The sequence below is a fragment of the Bacillus sp. FSL P4-0334 genome, assembly GCF_038004825.1.
Taxonomy (GTDB): Bacteria; Bacillota; Bacilli; order Bacillales; family Bacillaceae; genus Bacillus; species Bacillus velezensis.
Genome location: NZ_JBBORX010000001.1, coordinates 813,838 through 832,657, shown reverse-complemented (window position 1 = coordinate 832,657; position 18,820 = coordinate 813,838). Strand labels below are relative to the sequence as shown.

At 45.4% G+C, this 18,820-nt stretch carries 16 protein-coding genes and 1 pseudogene; all 17 read left to right on the top strand.

The genetic code is table 11. From position 1 onward, the window contains the following. Positions 1-343: 343 nt before the first annotated feature. The 17 genes and pseudogenes from NSQ37_RS04250 to NSQ37_RS04175 all read left to right on the top strand — a co-directional run bounded on the left by NSQ37_RS04250 (position 344) and on the right by NSQ37_RS04175 (position 18,774). On the top strand, positions 344-2,179 hold the full coding sequence (locus NSQ37_RS04250) for a beta-glucoside-specific PTS transporter subunit IIABC (protein ID WP_043020890.1): 1,836 nt from the start codon (positions 344-346) through the stop codon (positions 2,177-2,179). Between the two features lie 18 nt (positions 2,180-2,197). Continuing rightward, positions 2,198-3,595 carry a 6-phospho-beta-glucosidase gene (locus NSQ37_RS04245; protein ID WP_015240882.1) on the top strand — a complete coding sequence of 466 codons (1,398 nt, stop codon included), beginning with the start codon at positions 2,198-2,200 and terminating at the stop codon, positions 3,593-3,595. A gap of 81 nt (positions 3,596-3,676) precedes the next feature. After that, on the top strand, positions 3,677-4,123 hold the full coding sequence (locus tag NSQ37_RS04240; protein ID WP_007407802.1) for a universal stress protein: 447 nt from the start codon (positions 3,677-3,679) through the stop codon (positions 4,121-4,123). Positions 4,124-4,270: 147 nt separating this feature from the next. After that, positions 4,271-5,182, top strand: a complete 912-nt coding sequence (locus NSQ37_RS04235; protein WP_043020892.1) for a DMT family transporter — start codon at positions 4,271-4,273, stop codon at positions 5,180-5,182. A gap of 141 nt (positions 5,183-5,323) precedes the next feature. Beyond that, a complete protein-coding gene (locus tag NSQ37_RS04230) occupies positions 5,324-6,388 on the top strand; it encodes a polysaccharide lyase family 1 protein (RefSeq protein ID WP_160223359.1) in 1,065 nt (354 codons plus the stop codon). Between the two features lie 161 nt (positions 6,389-6,549). Next, a complete protein-coding gene (locus NSQ37_RS04225; RefSeq protein ID WP_341123276.1) occupies positions 6,550-13,587 on the top strand; it encodes a DNRLRE domain-containing protein in 7,038 nt (2,345 codons plus the stop codon). Between the two features lie 5 nt (positions 13,588-13,592). Then, complete coding sequence (locus NSQ37_RS04220; protein ID WP_052941795.1) at positions 13,593-14,285, top strand: DUF7003 family protein; 693 nt, start codon at positions 13,593-13,595, stop codon at positions 14,283-14,285. A 103-nt stretch (positions 14,286-14,388) separates the two neighbouring features. Then, entirely contained in the window at positions 14,389-15,063 is a 675-nt protein-coding gene (locus tag NSQ37_RS04215; RefSeq protein WP_047476019.1) for a DUF7003 family protein, read from the top strand. 102 nt (positions 15,064-15,165) lie between these two features. Then, positions 15,166-15,924, top strand: coding sequence for an Imm26 family immunity protein (locus tag NSQ37_RS04210; RefSeq protein WP_047476017.1), 759 nt, complete (start codon positions 15,166-15,168; stop codon positions 15,922-15,924). Positions 15,925-15,998: 74 nt separating this feature from the next. Continuing rightward, positions 15,999-16,448: a hypothetical protein gene (locus tag NSQ37_RS04205; RefSeq protein ID WP_057080330.1), complete on the top strand. Its 450-nt coding sequence runs from the start codon at positions 15,999-16,001 to the stop codon at positions 16,446-16,448. Between the two features lie 211 nt (positions 16,449-16,659). Next, positions 16,660-16,818, top strand: coding sequence for a YxiF family protein (locus tag NSQ37_RS21210; protein ID WP_434787602.1), 159 nt, complete (start codon positions 16,660-16,662; stop codon positions 16,816-16,818). Then, positions 16,800-17,087 (top strand): annotated as a pseudogene (locus NSQ37_RS04200) (hypothetical protein); the annotation flags it as partial. The gene NSQ37_RS21210 and the pseudogene NSQ37_RS04200, both read left to right, overlap by 19 nt. A gap of 136 nt (positions 17,088-17,223) precedes the next feature. After that, entirely contained in the window at positions 17,224-17,685 is a 462-nt protein-coding gene (locus NSQ37_RS04195) for a DUF2716 domain-containing protein (RefSeq protein ID WP_032869350.1), read from the top strand. Positions 17,686-17,735: 50 nt separating this feature from the next. Further along, on the top strand, positions 17,736-17,897 hold the full coding sequence (locus NSQ37_RS04190; protein WP_341123272.1) for a hypothetical protein: 162 nt from the start codon (positions 17,736-17,738) through the stop codon (positions 17,895-17,897). Continuing rightward, positions 17,840-18,100, top strand: coding sequence for an SMI1/KNR4 family protein (locus tag NSQ37_RS04185; RefSeq protein ID WP_236658288.1), 261 nt, complete (start codon positions 17,840-17,842; stop codon positions 18,098-18,100). The genes NSQ37_RS04190 and NSQ37_RS04185 overlap by 58 nt, the downstream gene beginning before the upstream one ends. After that, positions 18,087-18,422 carry a hypothetical protein gene (locus tag NSQ37_RS04180; RefSeq protein ID WP_015240866.1) on the top strand — a complete coding sequence of 112 codons (336 nt, stop codon included), beginning with the start codon at positions 18,087-18,089 and terminating at the stop codon, positions 18,420-18,422. Before NSQ37_RS04185 ends, NSQ37_RS04180 begins: the two co-directional genes overlap by 14 nt. Beyond that, positions 18,403-18,774, top strand: coding sequence for a hypothetical protein (locus NSQ37_RS04175; RefSeq protein ID WP_341123270.1), 372 nt, complete (start codon positions 18,403-18,405; stop codon positions 18,772-18,774). The genes NSQ37_RS04180 and NSQ37_RS04175 overlap by 20 nt, the downstream gene beginning before the upstream one ends. Positions 18,775-18,820 lie beyond the last annotated feature (46 nt).

Here is an 18,820-nt window from a genome sequence, read left to right as displayed (position 1 = left end):
ACTTAACATGAGGGTTCTTTTAGTTAATATAGTAGATGGGAACAATATTTTAATGCCTTTATATATTTGACTAGTATATTTTTAAAAATGTAAGCGTTGACACCCAATAAATCCAGTGCTAAAGTATACATATCAACCCAATATCATTCACCCAGGATTGTTACTGCAAACCGCAGGCAAAACCTAAATTGCGTCAGACAGGGGGAGACTCCCGTGTTCTGTGCAGTTTGGGTTTTTTTTATACCCTTTTTTCGGAGGTGATGCTGATTTCATAACAAAAAAAGCCGGAGAAAGGCGGGCACCTTTCGTCCGGCGGTTCCCCCATTTTTAAGGAGGTATACTCATGGACTATCATAAAATATCAAAAGAGATATTACAACTTGTCGGCGGGGAGGAGAATGTTCAGAGTGTCATCCATTGCATGACGCGGCTTCGTTTTAATTTGTATGACAATGCGAAAGCAGATCGGAGCGGGCTGGAACAGACGGAAGGCGTGATGGGGACAAATATCAGCGGCGGGCAATTTCAGATCATTATCGGCAATCATGTGCCGAAGGTGTATCAGGCTTTGATGGAGAGCAGCGGGCTCAGTCATGAAAGCGCAAACAAAACTTCGAAGCAGAAGAAAAATGTGCTGAGTGCCGTATTTGACGTGATTTCCGGTGTGTTTACACCGATTCTGCCGGCCATTGCCGGAGCCGGCATGATAAAAGGGCTTGTCGCGCTAGCGGTGACATTCGGCTGGTTGTCGGAGAAGAGCCAGACTCACAGCATTCTCACGGCTGTCGGTGACGGTGCGTTTTATTTTCTGCCGCTTTTGCTTGCGGTAAGCGCGGCGAGAAAATTCAGATGTAATCCGTACGTGGCGGCCGCTGTGGCGGGTGCGATTCTGCATCCGGATTTAACGGCCCTGCTTGGAGCAGGGAAAAGCATCTCCTTTATCGGTCTTCCTGTAACCGCTGCCACGTATTCATCGACAGTGATCCCGATTTTGCTGGCGATATGGCTGATGTCCTATGTAGAGAAAGGAATTGACCGAATCACGCCTTCATCTTTGAAATTGATTGCCGTTCCGATGCTTACGCTTGTGATCGTCGTGCCTGTCACCTTGATCACAGTCGGCCCGCTCGGCGCGATTCTCGGGAATTACCTGTCTGTCGGCGTCAATGATTTGTTCAATCATGCGGGTATTGCCGCGATGATTCTTCTTGCCGGCACATTTTCCCTCATTATTATGACCGGTATGCATTATGCGCTTGTGCCGATCATGATCAATAACATCGCCCAAAACGGACATGATTACATTCTGCCTGCGATGTTTTTGGCGAATATGGGGCAGGCCGGCGCGTCATTTGCGGTTTTCTTAAAATCAAAAAACAAAACCTTCAAATCGCTGGCGTTTACGACGGGCATTACGGCATTGATGGGCATTACCGAACCCGCGATGTACGGCGTTAACATGAGATTGAAAAAACCGTTCGCGGCAGCATTAATCGGCGGCGCGGCAGGCGGAGCTTTTTACGGTGTAACGGGCGTCGCTTCCTACATTGTCGGCGGAAACGCCGGTCTGCCGAGCATTCCGGTCTTTATCGGGCCGACGTTTCTTTACGCGCTGATCGGGCTTTTTATCTCGTTTGCGGCCGGTATTGCGGCGGCACTGCTGATCGGGTTTGAGGATGTACAGTCCGAACGGGACAAAGCGTCTGAAGCGCCGGGGGTGACGGCAGGCGGAGAAATCATTCACAGCCCGATTAAAGGCGAAGTGAAAGCATTAAGCGAAGTGAACGACAGCGTCTTTTCCGGCGGAATGATGGGAAAAGGTTTTGCGATTCTGCCTGAAGAGGGCGCAGCGGTTTCTCCCGTAGAAGGGAGGGTGACAGCCGTATTTAAAACAAAGCACGCCATCGGCATTACGAGCACCCGGGGAGCCGAGGTTCTCATTCATATCGGGCTTGATACCGTCCGGCTGGATGGCAGGCATTTTGAGATGCACGTCAAAGAAGGCGATACTGTCGCGCCGGGAGATCTGCTGATTACTTTTGATATCGACGAGATAAAGGCTGCCGGTTTTGACGTGATCACGCCGGTCATCATTACGAATACGGATCAATATTCATTTACAGACGTGAAAAAAAGCGGAATGGTCAAACCGAACGAAGCGCTTCTGGCGTTATCCTGAAAAAGAGGTGGAGAAAACATGAAGAGATTTCCGGAAGGTTTTTTATGGGGCGGCGCAACGGCTGCCAATCAGATTGAAGGAGCTTATAAAGAAGGAGGCAAAGGACTTTCTACGGCGGATGTCTCCCCGGACGGCATTATGTCTCCGTTTCATGAGACAGACGATGCGCTGAATCTGTATCACGACGCGATTGATTTTTATCACCGCTATCAAGAGGATATCGCCCTGTTTGCGGAGATGGGCTTTAAAGCGTTCCGCACCTCCATTGCGTGGACGAGAATCTTTCCGAACGGTGATGAAACAGAACCGAACGAAGAAGGGCTGCAATTTTACGACCGTTTGTTTGACGAATTGAGAAAACATCAGATAGAACCGGTCGTCACGATTTCTCACTATGAGATGCCGCTCGGTCTTGTGAAAAACTACGGCGGATGGAGAAACCGCCGGACGGTCGATTTCTATGAGCGGTACGCCCGCACGGTTTTCACCCGTTATAAAGACAAGGTGAAATATTGGATGACCTTCAATGAGATCAACGTCGTTCTTCACGCTCCGTTTACAGGCGGCGGTCTTATATTCCGGGAAGGCGAAAATAAACAAAACACGATGTACCAAGCGGCCCACCATCAATTTGTGGCGAGCGCGCTGGCGGTAAAAGCAGGCCATGAGATCATCCCGGATTCACAGATCGGCTGCATGATCGCCGCGACGACGACGTATCCGATGACGCCGAAGCCGGAGGATGTATATGCTGCTTTGCAAAAAGAGCGGAGCACGCTGTTCTTTTCTGATGTACAGGCGAGGGGCAGCTATCCGGGCTATATGAAACGCTTCTTTAAAGAAAACGGAATTACGATCGAGATGAAGGAAGGGGACGAGGCGCTCCTGAAAGAACATACGGTGGATTACATCGGCTTCAGCTACTACATGTCGATGACGGCCAGCACGGCGCCTGAGGATCTGGCGCAATCTAAGGGAAATCTTCTCGGCGGCGTGAAAAACCCGTACCTGAAATCTTCCGAATGGGGCTGGCAGATTGATCCGAAGGGCTTGCGCATCACCTTAAACACGCTGTACGACCGTTATCAGAAACCGCTCTTCATCGTCGAAAACGGACTCGGCGCGGTTGATCAGCCGGAGGAGGACGGAACCATTCAGGATGACTACCGCATCAATTATCTGCGTGATCATTTAATAGAGGCAAGAGAGGCGATTGAAGACGGCGTCGACCTGATCGGCTACACGTCGTGGGGGCCGATTGACCTCGTCAGCGCCTCAACGGCAGAAATGAAAAAACGCTACGGCTATATCTATGTCGACCGCGGCAATGACGGAAAAGGCACGTTTGAAAGAAAGAAAAAGAAAAGTTTTTATTGGTATAAAGACGTCATCGCCACAAACGGAGAAAGTCTGTAAGCGCAATGTTCCGGAGAAAGCCGGCAAAATTGACATTCAGCAAAGAGAGGAGGACAATAAAAGCAGAAAGGCGGGATTCATATGTTTAAAAAAATTCTTGCAGCAGTAGACGGTTCAGACATGAGCAATAAAGCCCTGGACGCAGCGATCCATCTGGCGAAAGAACAGCAGGCTGAACTCACCATTCTCTATGCGGGACGTGAAGCCGTTGTCTCCACATCAGCTTTAACCGGGATTGTCTATGTTCCGGAAAACTTCATTGAAGACATCAAACATGAAGTCGAGCAAAAAGGAGCGGCCATTCTGGAAGATGCCAAGCAGAAAGCGGCTGAAAGCGGAGTAAACGCGGAAAGCCTGTACGTCCAAGGCGAACCTGCGCATCAAATTTTAAACATAGCGAAAGAACAGCATTTCAATCTGATTGTCGTCGGAAGCCGCGGAATCAGCGGATTTAAAGAAATGATGCTCGGAAGCGTGAGCCATAAGGTCTCACAATTGTCTCCTTGTCCTGTACTGATCGTTCATTAAACAGAAGACCCTGCTGATGCGGGGTTTTTTTCATGAGAAAAGACCGCCGGCTTTCGAAAAATAGGGTGAAATCTTCCTCTGAATCAAGTAAAATGGCTGTTAGTATTTGTCTGAATAAACAGTCAATGATATGGAGGAAGCAAATCAATGCAAGCTGAACAAACATCAAATGCCGTCATCAAAATGGTCATTTCCATGGTCATTTTCGGATCAATCGGCTTTTTCTCGGAACATACGAATGTGCCTTCAATTGAACTGGTCTTTGTGAGATGTCTGTGCGCCTCATTGTTTCTGGGCGTTTGCTGGTTTGGTTCCGGACGGTACCGCACCGAACAATGGAACCGGCGGGAGGTGCTGCAGACACTGGCCTGCGGATTTTTTCTCGTGCTGAACTGGGTGTTTTTATTTAAATCGTTTGAGGAGACATCAGTGACGATAGCGATTTCCGTTTATCATTTGGCTCCGGTTCTCGTCCTTCTTCTGGGGAGCCTTATATACCGGGAGAAACTGCATATGGTGTCAGTCAGTTCCATCGTAATTTGTTTTCTGGGCACCGCTCTGATTTCCGGCATCAACGGAAATACATCATTTTCTCAGCTGATGGGATCGGGTATTATTTGGGCCGTGCTGGCCGCCCTTTTTTATGCTTTTACGACACTGGCCGGGAAAGGCATCAACAGTCTCAGTCCATATGCGGTCACCTGTTTGCAGACCGGGTTGGGCGTTATCATTCTTCTCCCGTTCGTCCGTTTCGGCGCTTTTTCTGATTTGTCGCATGTGAACTGGATCATGATTGTGTCGACCGGTATCATCCATACGGGAATTGTGTATTTGCTCTTTTTTGACAGCTTGCGGTTTTTATCCACCCGGTTTATTTCAATCATCGTATTTCTTGATCCGGCGGTGGCGATTGTGCTTGACACCGTATTTACGGGATTTCGCCCCGACCTTTATCAATCTTTGGGGATTGTGTTGATTTTTGCTGGAATGGCGCTGTCCCTGATTCGAAAGCAAAAAGCCGTGCCGGCGGAAACTCAGGCAGACAGCACCCGTATATAGGCGGCCGTACCGGCTGCTTTTTTTATTTTGGGGCTTTTCAGCCATAACGAAAAAGCAGACAAACAGATCATGGAAAAAGAGGATAGTAATTGTATAATACTTCTTGTGTTTACAATTTAAGAAATTAAAGGAGTGAAGGGCATGATAAAAAAGACGCGTCATCTCGCTTTCTTGGCTGCATTCGGATTTGCGCTTTGTCTGGCCATCGTATGTTCCGCATCAAAGCAGGCAGAAGCGGCAGCGGCTTATCCGGATGTGATGCAGGGACTTACCGGATTCGCGGGCAATGCGAAGGATCATAACGGAAAAGCAAAATCCGCCGTATCGGGCGGCCAGGGCGGCCCCGTCGTCTACGTCAGCAATCTCAATGATTTGAAAAACAATGCGGGCGGAACGGACCGCAAAACCATCGTCATCACAAGTGATATTTCTTCCCCGGGTAAAGCCGTTGTGACAGTCGGCGCCAATAAAACCATCGTCGGCTCTTATACCAGCCACAGGCTGACCAACGTCTATCTGACCACCGGCTCCGGCTCAAACAATGTGATTTTCAAAAATCTCATTATCAGCCATAGTGCCGCCATTACAGGCAACAACGACATTCCGATGTACATAGCGAACGGACAGAATTACTGGATTGACCACGTCTGGTTTGAAGGACACAGCTACAATCCGAACAGCCACAGTGATTTGGGAAAGCTTCTGTATGTCGGCGCCAAAGCGGATTTTGTGACGCTGTCTAACTCTAAATTCACAGACCATCTGTACGGCCTGATTCTCGGTTATCCGAATGATGATAACGAAGGACGCAATTATATCGGCTATCCGCATATGACGATCACCAACAACTATTTTAATAACGTCTATGTGCGTTCACCGGGCCTGATGAGATACGGCTATTTTCACGCGAAAAACAACTATGTGACCAATTTCAATTTAGGATTCACCATTCATACAAACGCGACTGTCTTCTCAGAAGCCAACTATTTCGGTAACGGAAATGAAAAAGGCGGAATGATAGACGACTACGGGACGGCCCAATTCACCGACACCGGTTCATTCCCGTCGCTCAAAGCCCCGAAATCACCGCGCACCGGCTGGAATCCGAGATCAAATTACAGCTATGGCACCCTTTCAGCCCAGGACGCCAAAAACTTCGCCCAATCCTACGCGGGAGCGCAAAATACAAATCTCCGCTATCCATAATACGAAAAACCGCCGGCAGCCGGCGGTTTTTTTATATGAATAAAAGGTTCAAAATCCCTATAATCCTTAAAATAACCTTAAATACCTAGGAAAATATTGATAAACAATTTCAATAATATTACTATTGTTAAGCCTATATTACAAAAGAAGGAGGAGAACCTATGAAAATAGGAAAAAAGAACAAGTGGAAAAAATGGCTGGCCGGCACTCTTGCGGCAACGCTGATAATTTCCATTGCGCCTGCCGATGTGTTTGCGGCAGAAACGCGTGAAAAACAAGATCAAGCGAAAACCGCCGCCATTCCGGCTGCAGACCCGGAAAAAGATCTTCCGGCGGAAAAAGCATCTGAGCAGATGCCTTTTGATCAAAAAGATATTAATCAAGACGGTGAGATCACGTCTGAAAGAACTGAGAATTCAAAGCTTTACTATGAAGGCGAGGGTGTGTACAAACAGGAAATCTACACAGACCCCATTCATACGAAAGAAACCGCCAATGCGGACTGGGAAGACGTTTCTCCTGAATTGAAAACCGGCTCAAAGGAAGTCGGAACGGAAAATACAGTGCTGAATTCCGATTTTCTGAAGCAAATGAAAAACGGATTATACGCTACATTTGAACACAATGATCATAAGCTCACATACTCATTAACCGGCGCAAAAGGCCCCGATCAGGCTGCAATTACTCCGACAGATGCCTCAGCAAAAGTAAGGGAAGACAGCAACGAGCTTACGTATCAGCAAGTGTTTCCTGCAATTGATTTACAAACCTACACATTTAACGAAAACATAAAAGAAGACCTTGTGCTTCACAAATATGAAGGCTACAATTCCTTCACCTTTCAAATCAAAACCGATCTTCAGGCTAAAGAACAGGAAGACGGCTCTATCGCGTTTTCTGATGATAAAGACAATGTCGTCTACACCGTGCCGAAGCCCTTTATGACCGACTCAGATCTCGACGAAAAGTCAGGTGAAGTCAGCAGGTCAGAAGATGTCAGCTTCAAGCTTGAAAAAAACAGTGAAGGGTACTTGCTCCATGTAACGGCCGATGAAAAATGGCTGAAAGATCCCAAGCGGGTTTATCCGGTATCTATTGACCCTTCAACATCAGTATCTGTGTCGTCCGATACCTTTGTCATGAGCGCGTACCCGACGACAAACTACTCTGCCGCTTCGCAGAAATGGGACGCCGGATTGAAAGCGTACGTGCTGAAAACTGGATATTATGACGGCACAACCGGAACGAACTACGCTTTTATGAAGTTTGATAATCTAAAGCCGATCAAAAACATGACGGTAACGAAAGCGACGCTCAAAGCGTACACAGCCCACTCCTATTACGGATCAAAGGCGACGGGGCTTTGGCTCGACACCGTTAACAGCAATTACGACAATGCCAAGATTACGTGGAAGAACAAGCCGGGCTCCAAAAACATCGGCAAAGCCGAGGTCTATAAAGGCCAATGGGCAAGCTTCGATGTCACCTCCGCAGTCAAGTCGTGGAACAGCGGCGGCGCCAATTACGGCTTTAAGCTTCACGCAAACGGCAACGGAAAAGAATATTGGAAGAAGCTGATGTCATCAGCAAACTCTGCTAAAAAACCATACATTGAAGTGACATACACGATTCCGAAGGCGGACACGCCGTCTGTCAAAGCGTATCATAACGGAGATTCGACAGGATTTTTCAATATCAGCTGGAAAAAAGCTGAAGGCGCCAAAAGCTATAAAGTCTGGCTTTATAACGGGAAAGAATATCAGGCCATTCCGGTCGGCAATGCAACCTCTTGGAGCACAAAAGGAAAAAACATCTGGCCGACAAAAGCGGAAATCGACTCCGGCAAATATAAGCTGCATACAGACGGAAAAGGCGGAACTGAATTAGCGCTTAATCCTTCGCCGGTCTATAAAAACGCCGGCGGCAGCTATCCGGCAAGTAAAAATTACTGGGTTGCGGTCAGCGCGGTGTTTGACCAGGGAGAAGGCGCCATGTCTGCGGCCGCCAAGCCCGTCATTCCGAATATCGGAAGAGTTCAGAAACCAAGCACGAAAGGCTTTAATAACAACAACGCCACAGGCTGGTTTGATCTTTCCTGGAAAGCCGTATCAGGCGCAGCCGGGTATAAAATGCAAGTCTTTAACGGCAAAAGCTTTGAAACGCTTGACCTCGGAAATAAAACATCCTGGTCCACAAAAGACCAAAACATCTGGCCGACAAAGGCGGAAATCAGCGCCGGAAAATATGCGCTTCACCTGAAAGACAAAAAAGGCGCGGAATTGCCGATCAACCCGGGCCCCGTTTATAAAAACGCCGGCGGAGATGCGAACCGGAAAACCTACGGATTTAAAGTCATTGCTTATAACAAAGACGGAGAAGCGATCGCCTCACCGGAAGCGAGTCCGGCGCTGCCTGATATCGCAAAGCCGAAAAACCTGACAGGCTATGTCTATACGAACACGAAATCGAGCCAAACGGGTTATGTCAATCTCATATGGGATAAAGTCAAAAACGCCAAAGGCTACAAAATCAACATCTACAACGGAAAAGATTATCAATCATTCGATGTCGGGGATACCGATCATTGGACGACCCAAAACAAACGCATCTGGCCGTCAGCCGATGAAGTGAAAGCGGGAAGATTCCAGCTTCACACGGACGGAAAGGGCGGCGAACTGGCGCTTGACCCTTCACCTGTTTACGAAAACGCAAACGGCAATTACAAAGGGAAGAAGAACTATTCCTTCACGCTGACCGCCTATGACGCAAACGGTGACAGCATACCGACGGCACCTTTTAACCCTGTTTTCCATGAAGGGGCGGAATTCCTCGGAACGGAAGAATTCTGGTCTATTATCGACATTCCGGACGGACAGCTGAACGGCGCGACGGGAAATGTCATCGTCAATGAGGAAGATATGTCAATCGACGGACGCGGGCCGGGGCTCGGGCTCTCCCGGACCTTCAACAGCCTTGACAGCTCTGACCATATGTTCGGCCAAGGCTGGTATGCCGATGCGGAAACGTCGATCCTTTCTGAAGACGGCAGAGCCGTTTATATTGATGAGGACGCGACAACACATGTCTTCACGAAAAAATCTGACGGCACGTATCAGCCGCCGACGGGCGTTTATCTCGAACTGACGGAAACAAGCGACCAATTTGTATTAAAAACAAAAGATCAGACGAACGCTTATTTCAGCAAAAAAGGCGGCAAGCTCCAAAAAATCGTTGACGGACACAACAATACAACCGTATACGAATATAACGACAGCAATCAGCTGACCGCCATAACAGACGCATCAGGGCGCAAGCTGACATTTACCTATGATGAAAACGGCCATGTCACATCTCTTACAGGGCCGAAAAACAAAAAGATTTCATATTCATATGACAAAGACCTTCTCAAAAAGGTGACGGATACTGACGGCAGCGTCACAAGCTACGACTATGATGCCGAAGGGCGCCTCGTCAAGCAGTATTCCGCAAACAGCACGGATGACAAACCGCTGTTCACTGAATACCAATACAGCGGCCACCGTCTGGCCAAAGCCGTCAATGCGAAAAAAGAAACGTACGACTACAGCTATGACGCGGACAAAAAAACGCTGCTCATGACGCAGCCGAACGGCCGCAAAGTGCAGTACGGCTATAATGAGGCGGGCAACCCGATTCAGATGATCGATGATGCCGAAGGGCTGAAAATCACGACCAACACTGTATACGAAGGCAACAACGTCATTCAGGACACCGATCCGAACGACGCGGATGCGGGCAAAGCGACAGAAAGCTATCAATATGATAAAGACGGCAACGTCACAGCCGTAAAAGACAACTACGGCACCGAAACGTATCAGTACAACAAAAACAATGACGTAACGAAAATGAAGGACACCGAGGGGAACGTCACTGACATTGCGTACGACGGACTTGATGCCGTTTCTGAAACGGATCAAAGCGGAAAATCCTCATCCGCCGCCGTGTATGACAAGTACGGAAATCTCATTCAATCAAGCAAAGAGCTGGCAGCTTCGGCGAGCCTGCTGAAAGACGGCAGCTTTGAAGGAACAAAGCTTGGCTGGAATCTCACTGCTACGAGAGACAGCGGAAGCATCGCATCTGTAAAAGCAAGAAGCGGCGCGCTGTCCGGACAAAAAGCATTGGAGATCTCGTCACAATCCGCTTCAGCCGGAACAGAGCACGGCCATACGTCCGCAACGCAGGAAGTGCAGCTTGAGCCGAATACGACGTATACACTCAGCGGCCAGATCAAAACGGATCTGACGAAGGCGAGAGCGTATTTCAACATTGATCTGCGTGACAAAGACCAAAAACGCATTCAATGGATTCACAATGAATCAGGCGCATTAGCCGGAAAGAATGACTGGACGAAACGGCAGATCACCTTTACAACACCGGCCAATGCAGGAAAAGCCATCGTCTATATGGAAGTGGATCATAACGACAAGGACGGTAAAGGAAAAGCGTGGTTTGATCAGGTTCAGCTGGAAAAAGGCGAAGTCTCTTCAAGCTATAACCCGGTGCAAAACAGCAGTTTCACGGCCAAAACAGATGGCTGGAGCACAAGCGGAGCCGCCGCTGACCTTGATGAAGGCTTCGATGATGACAGCTCATTAAAAGCGTCCCGCACAAATGCATCACAAGCCAATGCGGCCGCAAAACAAACCGTTACATTAGGCCAAAGCGCGGACGATAAGCCGGTATATATCACGCTGACGGGGATGTCCAAGGCTGACGGCGTAAAATTTACGAATGACAATGATTACGCTCTTCAGGCTGACGTCACTTATGCGGACGGCACGACGGGCGTCTACACCGCCAAATTCCCGCAGGGGACACAGGAATGGAACCGGGCAGCGGCAGTCATTCCGAAAACAAAGCCGATCAATAAAATCGAACTCAGCATTCTGTTCCAAAAAAGCGCCACAGGAACGGCGTGGTTTGATGATATCCGTTTAATCGAAGGAAGCATCCTGACGAAAAACACCTATGACGAAAAAGGAAACTACGTCACAAAAGAAGAAGACGAACTAGGGTATGCAAGCACTGCTTCATATGACGAGACTGGAAAGAAAATGTCTGAAACCGACGCGAAAGGCGAAACAACCGCCTACGAATACGATCAGGCCGACCAGCTGACAAAGCTGACCTTGTCAAACGGCACATCCATCCTTCACAGCTATGACAAGGAAGGAAATGAGCTGACAAAAACGATTCGGGCCGGCGCAGACCAGACCTATCAATATGAATATGACGTCATGGGCAAGCTCGTCAAAACAACCGACCCGCTCGGCAATGTACTGAAGAGTGAATATGACGCCAACAGCAACTTGACGAAAACCGTTTCCGCCAACGGCAATGAAGTGTCGCTGACCTATGACGGCACCGACCGGGTTAAGTCAAAAGCGTATAACGGCACTGAAAAATACAACTTTACCTATGACAAAAACGGCAATGAAACGTCGGTCACAAACAAAGAACAAAATACAACGAAAAAACGCACCTTTGACAACAAAAACCGCCTGACCGAATTAACCGACCGCGGCGGCAGCCAAAGCTGGACGTATCCGGCTGATTCGGATAAGCTGAAAACTTTCTCATGGAGCCACGGCGGCCAAAAAGGAACAAACAGCTTTACGTACAACAAACTTGATCAAATGATTGAAATGAAAGACGGCACTTCAGCCTATACATTTGATTACGATGAAAACGGCAATGTCCAGACATTCATCAGCGGCAATGAAGTCGGCACGAGTTTTTCATATGATGAGCGGAATCTCGTCAGCTCTCTTCATATCGGAGCGAAAAACGGCGGCAGCATCTTCCGGGAAAGCTATGAATACGACGCCAACGGCAACCGCACGGTCATCGACAGCTCAGCGGGCGGAAAGGTGCAGTACGAATACGGCAAGCTCAACCAGCTCGTCAAAGAAACTCATGAAGACGGCACCGTCATTCAATATACGTACGACGGCTTCGGCAACCGGACAAATGTTACCACCACAAAGGACGGCGCAAGCAAATCAGTCAACGCTTCCTTCAACATCATGAACCAGCTGACGAAGGTGAATGACGAAGACCTGTCCTACGATAAAAACGGCAACCGCACATCCGACGGCAAATACACATATACGTGGGACGCGGAAGACAACCTGACCGCCGTCACGAAAAAAGGCGAAGACAAGCCGTTCGCAACATACAAATACGATGAAAAAGGAAACAGAATCCAAAAAACCGTCAACGGAAACGTCACGAACTACTTCTACGACGGAGACAGCTTGAATGTCCTGTATGAAACAGACGCCGACAACAACGTCACTAAATCATACACGTACGGTGACAGCGGCCAGCTGTTATCCTATACAAAGAACGGCAAGAAATATTTCTATCACTACAACGCACACGGCGACGTCATCGCCATCTCAGACAGCACCGGAAAAACCGTTGCCAAATATCAATACGATGCATGGGGAAATCCGACAAAAACCGAAGCGAGCGACGAAGTAAAAGACAACCGCTACCGCTACGCAGGCTACCAATACGACGAAGAAACCGGCCTGTACTATCTCATGGCCCGCTACTACGAACCAAGAAACGGCGTATTCTTATCACTAGACCCAGACCCGGGCAGTGACGGCGATTCTTTAGATCAGAATGGGTATGCTTACGGAAACAACAACCCGGTCATGAACGTCGATCCGGACGGGCATTGGGTGTGGCTTGTGGTAAATGCCGGATTTGCAGCCTATGATGGATATAAGGCCTATAAATCAGGTAAAGGATGGAGAGGTGCAGCCTGGGCAGCGGCTTCGAACTTTGGGCCCGGGAAAGTGTTTAAAGGTGCTAAGAAGGCTTTGGGATTTGCGAAGGCCGCCAAGAAGTATTTAAAACCTGGTAAATACGCTAGAAGGTCAATTCCTGCAAGAAGTACAAGTAGCAGGTTAAATAAAAAGGAAAGAAGAGTATTAAACAAAATTGGGAATAAATATGGCTGTCATACTTGTGGTAGAAGGCACCCTGGAACTAAAAGCAGAAATTGGATTGCGGATCACCAACCAGTATCAAAATTAAGGAAGAAAGGCCAGCGACAAAGGCTATATCCTCATTGTCAAACTTGTTCACGAAAACAAGGAGGATATACTAGTGCTATTCTGAGAAAAAGACATCAACGGAGGTGAGGATGTTGGGTGGAAAAAAAGAAGCCATTCTCGCATTGCTTAACGATTCATTCAATAAGGAAGAGTTTCCGTTTCTTGATAATGAGAATTTTGACTTCGCAAAAGGGAAGCTTTCGATTTTTATTGAAAGAGATAACTGGCTTTTAACGTTCCAGCTGTTTGGATTGTCGAGATTGGGACCAGCTATTGATTTTTATGCGGTGGGTAATCAATTAACAAATAATGAAGTAAGTTTTTTAGATGATGAACCGTTTTTATTTGCAGATGAAAAAGGAAATTTGCTGGAATTGGAAGATATAGAATCGGGTTTTACAAGTAAACAAATCAATGTGTCTCTTAGAGAGAAAACATTTCAATTTTTTATTGAGCAGGAAATAAAAGATAAGATTTCCCCAAAGAATGAATGGATTACATGTTTGAGGCATATGACCAAAAATAGATTATTTCTTGACACACTTTGGCTGACGAAACAAGAACAACTGGAAATAGCGGGTCTCTCTTCGGAGTATGAACAATTGTATTCAACAGAATTATGGATGCATCCAGAAGGAGAAAAAGATTTGCCTAGTTTGTCTCCTTTCTTTCAATCAATTGCCGAAGCAATTTCCCGTCAAGAGATAGCATATATTCAAAAACATGATGATGGTAACACAGAGTGGCCAAAATGGGCACACACAGATTCTGTTCAATACTTTTGAAGATATTATAGACATGCAGTAATTGGAAATAATCCGTTATATATTAAATAAATTATTATGTGGAAGATAAAATATAAAAATAATTTAATAAGGAGAATGAATTTTGATTAAAAGTAAAGAAATTCTTAGCCTATTAGATGATGAATTTAGTGAATTAAACCGACCAATTTTTGAATGGCGTGAATCTAATTATGTTGGGAGTAAATGTACCTTATTAAGATTAAATGATGACAATTGGTTACTGGCAATTCATTGCTTCGAAGTAGATTCTAAAGGACCTTTTCTGGCTATTCATACCTATAGTAACTGTTTTTCAGACAACTACAAATCGATAATAATTGATGACTTCGCCTTAAAGACTGAAGCAGGTGAGAAAATAACATATAGTGAAAGTGATTTTCAACAATTAAGCGAAGTAGTGGAAATTGAAATTAAAGAGTCTCGTTATTGCGTAAATATTCACCAAAGAAATGAATTCCAAAAGAGTACAAAAGAAAGGGCTTGGAAAACTTATTTCAGGAATTTGTTTGAGGATGCTTCTTTTAGAGAGGCGCTTTGGATAAAGCCAAAAAAACTATTAAATATACTGGATCTAAAAAGCGAAGCAGAAGGAGTATTCGAAACAGAGGATTGGGAATATCCTGATTACCTAACAGATCCAAGCCAATTAATTTCTTTTCAATCATTTGCGCAATATCTTGAAAAAGGCGCAGGTTCAGTTGATGTAGGTGATGTAAATAATAACTGGAGGGAGTGGGAGGATTACGATATTGAGTAGTTGATGAAGGAAACCTTTTTAACCTCTGGGCGTACAGAATTCAGACACGATATTATTCAGGGAATGAGCGGTATGAAATAGAAAAGAAAGAAGGCCGTTCTATTGGGATATTGGGAAGAAGAATATAAAAACAAGAAAGTTTTACTTAGTGATGAAGGCTTAGATATATGTTTTGATGCTGTAGAAAAATTTTGTGAATTATATAAGAGAGAGCTGGATAGAGAACCGATATTAGAAGAATTCTTAGCAACTTTAGTTACCGTTATGAATACAAATGGAGATTCTTCTTTCACGGAGTTAGTTGATAAGCGAATAGTAGAAATAAAGGCAACGACCAGGAAAGCGAAATCAATAGCTAAAGTAATACCGGGAGCTGTTATTCAAATACCTTTGGATAAGATCGGGAAGTATACTTATGCTTGGGTTATTGAAGGTGATCTATCAAAAAATAAAGACGATGACATTCTTATTCAGTATTATAATATTTTCACTGAAAATACACTTAGCAGAGAAGAAATCATTCGTCTAATGAAAGAAGAAAATAAGAAAATATTTGCGGCTAATACCGGGCACACAGGTTTTCTGCAAGGAGATTGGAAAGTAATATCCAAGATGCCTCAAGAGATAATAGAGAAAAACAGTCATTCTCAATTAAAATTTGTTTTATATGAAGACGGTAAATATCTCATAAGTGAAGGCGATTCATTTGCATCAGAAGATGAATTAGCAGAGGCAGATGAGAAAACGGGCAAAGACATCCCTAACCCATTAGGTATATTTGGACATTCGGCTGTAGAATCTATTCTCTATAAATATTTTGAAGGAATGTCAATGGAAGAAATCATAAAGACTGAATTGTAAAAGACTGATTTCTCACATTCGCTTGTACAGATACTGACAGTAGTAAATGTTTTGAGTTCTGAACGAGGTGTAATATGAAGAAAATCAACCTGAAATCTATTACACAAAAAGAGATCTTACAAATAGAAAAACAATTTGAACGGATTGCATTAAACAAAATAAGAAACAATCAAGAAAAGTTTAGAAAAATGGGTTTGAAAATTGAAGCTGCTTTTGGAAGAGTCGGAAACGAAAAAGAAATAGGAAAAGAAGTACAGCCCTCAGATTGTTTTGAGAATACCTATAATTCACTGATATTTTTTTCTGTAGCTTATTTGAACGGCACCGACTTTCACGATAATGAAGACGGCTATTGTGTAGACCATTTAGATATATGGGTTTGTGAAAGAAGGTTGTTTTCGGGGAAAGCGGGATATCTATCAGATCTAGAAAGTGATGAAGAAATTGCAAAAGAAATTCAAAACAGGATAAATGAATTGTACTTAGAAGCGGCAGAAATGATTGAAATGTTAAATGAATCCTAGTTTATTAATGTGAAGAGAGGTTCCCGGCCTCTCTTTTTCTTACAAACAAAACCGCTTTTACACGGGAAACCGTTTGCCGAGGTAAACATGAGCAGTCCTTTAAATTTACAAAAAGAATCATTGAGGGCTATAGGGAATCTGGATGTGATTAACCCGCTGAAATACAACTCAATATATTCGTGTGATCTAGTGAGTAAAGATATTCTTTCTCATGGATTTTATAGATTTTGAAGTCCGGCTTCTTTCTAACAGCTTTATTTTAGTGGAGCCGTCCTTCTCATTTGCTGCCTGTTTATTTCACACAGAATACGGCTCTGAGCTTGTGTGTAAACCGCCGAAAAGAGGTACAAAATGCATCCCTTTTTTATAAAGAACACAAAGGAATTGGCGATTTTTCAATCCCAAATATATTCCTTATTTCATGAAAATAAAACGTTGCCCGAACAAGTATTTAAACAACAAAAACATTATTATCTATTCGAGGAATTCCACTGGGTCTTGTCTGAAGAAGGCTGGGAGATGCTCAAAAGTTTGGCGCATCATCATCACGATGAATTTATCTTAATGGCTGTTCTGGCACAACCGAATGATATGAATCGGTTTCACGTGGAATTCGGCTATTTTAACTGGTTAAAGATTACGCAAGTGGCTGCTTATCAAGATAAGGCTGCGGGGATTGATGAGAGCAACCGGCTTTACTTACTAAGCTGACAGGCAGCTTTTGAAAAGGGACGGGCAGAGGTGAAACGTTTGAAACTGCGGGAGGCAGAAATACATGAATTGGCATGGTTTGAGTGAAGAGGAGACAGAGCGCTTGTGGCGCAGGGTGAATCGCGCAGTGAAATGGAAACCGGGCAGTATATTTGCTTCAATGAAACCTCCAAAGCCGTTTCAGGTCTTTGATGTATCTCAAGGATTCAATGGTATCGGTTTTCTGGAAGATGCAGAGATGCAGATTCTAAAGGCATTTCAATCTTGTACGTTAAAGCATGAGTTTATGTATGCGCTGGACTGGCAGCATGAATGTTATCTATTTAATCCTCATGTGCCAATTGATAAAGATGAATTCGGTGAATGGCTTGTCCCCGTTATTCCAAACGGAGACTATGGTTTCTTTATTCACCAGGAGTTTCAGTGGGGGCTGTTGGGGGATCCGCGGCAGCAAACCATTACGATATTTGGCTCACCGCTAATAAGGGCGATAGAAAGAAACGCTCCTGTCTTATTTCAAAAGTGAAGACAGCTTGTGAATGAATCTCATGCTTTTACGGGAGGAGGAATAACAGGATGACAGAAGAAGAGTTCGGAGCTGCGGAACAAAGCTTGAGAGCGTCTTTTCCGAAAGCGTATAAACGGCTGCTTCATAAAAAGAACCCTGCGGAAATCGGAGGATGGATTTTTTTCCTATCCGTGAACAAAGCCGCTTACAGAAAACTTGGGATGATGTGATCAGGCAAAACAGTGTGTGCAGAGAAGAGAGCATGCCCGACGATATGATCGTAATTGCTGACAACGGAACCGGAGATAAGCTGTGCTTGAAAAAGAAGGACGGTGTAATGGAGGAGACTGTTTATTTGTGGGATCATGAGACTGCCGATGTTGAGTTGTATGCCGCTTCTATAGGAGAATTTATAGAAAATGAAAAAGAATAAGTGGCTGATTCAAGAGCTTTTAGAATTCCGCCTTTTCCGGGAACGAGAGATTTCTGTAATTGAGTTGGTGTTTTCCTTCGAGTATGAACATCAGCTCATTTGTTTGAGGCTCATATGCAAAGACGTTTCTTCCGTTCAAATAAAAGAAATGGAGAGTCATGCTGCTGGTTCAGGCATTGTAACAATTGATCCTGCTGCTGACGGAGATGAGGGACAGCATTTTCTCGTGGAGGAGTGGGAGAACCAAACGTTCCGCTTTTATTGCCGTCAATATGAAACAGCTGAAAAGAAGGAGGCACAAAATGGAGTGGCACAAACATGAGAAAGCAGTTCTGCTGGGGCCGGATTCGCCGGGTTGTTTTGAATTGACGGAGTTTATGTTCTATACCGGATATAACTATTATGATAAAATCCCGGTTTTTGAGGTGAAGCTGGCTGATGGACAGTATGATGCTGTGCTGCGGTTTGAAGGTGTGAGGGCTGCCCGGCTGGATGATCTGGAGAGCATCACCGACATCCGTCTGGGTATCAGCCCGGTCGACGGCGGCTGGGAATCGATACGCTATTATGTCGATGACGGGGAAGGAAGAATGAGCTTCTATTGCGCCAAATGGGTCGTGCTTGACATGAAGAAAAAGCAGTCCCCCGAATGGCCCGGCAAAACGTCAGGGTAAAGCGGCGGCATTTCGCGTATAATGAGGGGAGCCGGACAGAGAAGGA

Coding starts and splice junctions, on each gene's coding strand:
- NSQ37_RS21210 (WP_434787602.1), top strand. CDS start 16,660: ATGGATTTTATAGATTTTGAAGTCCGGCTTCTTTCTAACAGCTTTATT.
- NSQ37_RS04190 (WP_341123272.1), top strand. CDS start 17,736: ATGACAGAAGAAGAGTTCGGAGCTGCGGAACAAAGCTTGAGAGCGTCT.
- NSQ37_RS04185 (WP_236658288.1), top strand. CDS start 17,840: ATGGATTTTTTTCCTATCCGTGAACAAAGCCGCTTACAGAAAACTTGG.
- NSQ37_RS04205 (WP_057080330.1), top strand. CDS start 15,999: ATGAAGAAAATCAACCTGAAATCTATTACACAAAAAGAGATCTTACAA.
- NSQ37_RS04180 (WP_015240866.1), top strand. CDS start 18,087: ATGAAAAAGAATAAGTGGCTGATTCAAGAGCTTTTAGAATTCCGCCTT.
- NSQ37_RS04175 (WP_341123270.1), top strand. CDS start 18,403: ATGGAGTGGCACAAACATGAGAAAGCAGTTCTGCTGGGGCCGGATTCG.
- NSQ37_RS04235 (WP_043020892.1), top strand. CDS start 4,271: ATGCAAGCTGAACAAACATCAAATGCCGTCATCAAAATGGTCATTTCC.
- NSQ37_RS04230 (WP_160223359.1), top strand. CDS start 5,324: ATGATAAAAAAGACGCGTCATCTCGCTTTCTTGGCTGCATTCGGATTT.
- NSQ37_RS04240 (WP_007407802.1), top strand. CDS start 3,677: ATGTTTAAAAAAATTCTTGCAGCAGTAGACGGTTCAGACATGAGCAAT.
- NSQ37_RS04250 (WP_043020890.1), top strand. CDS start 344: ATGGACTATCATAAAATATCAAAAGAGATATTACAACTTGTCGGCGGG.
- NSQ37_RS04195 (WP_032869350.1), top strand. CDS start 17,224: ATGAATTGGCATGGTTTGAGTGAAGAGGAGACAGAGCGCTTGTGGCGC.
- NSQ37_RS04245 (WP_015240882.1), top strand. CDS start 2,198: ATGAAGAGATTTCCGGAAGGTTTTTTATGGGGCGGCGCAACGGCTGCC.
- NSQ37_RS04225 (WP_341123276.1), top strand. CDS start 6,550: ATGAAAATAGGAAAAAAGAACAAGTGGAAAAAATGGCTGGCCGGCACT.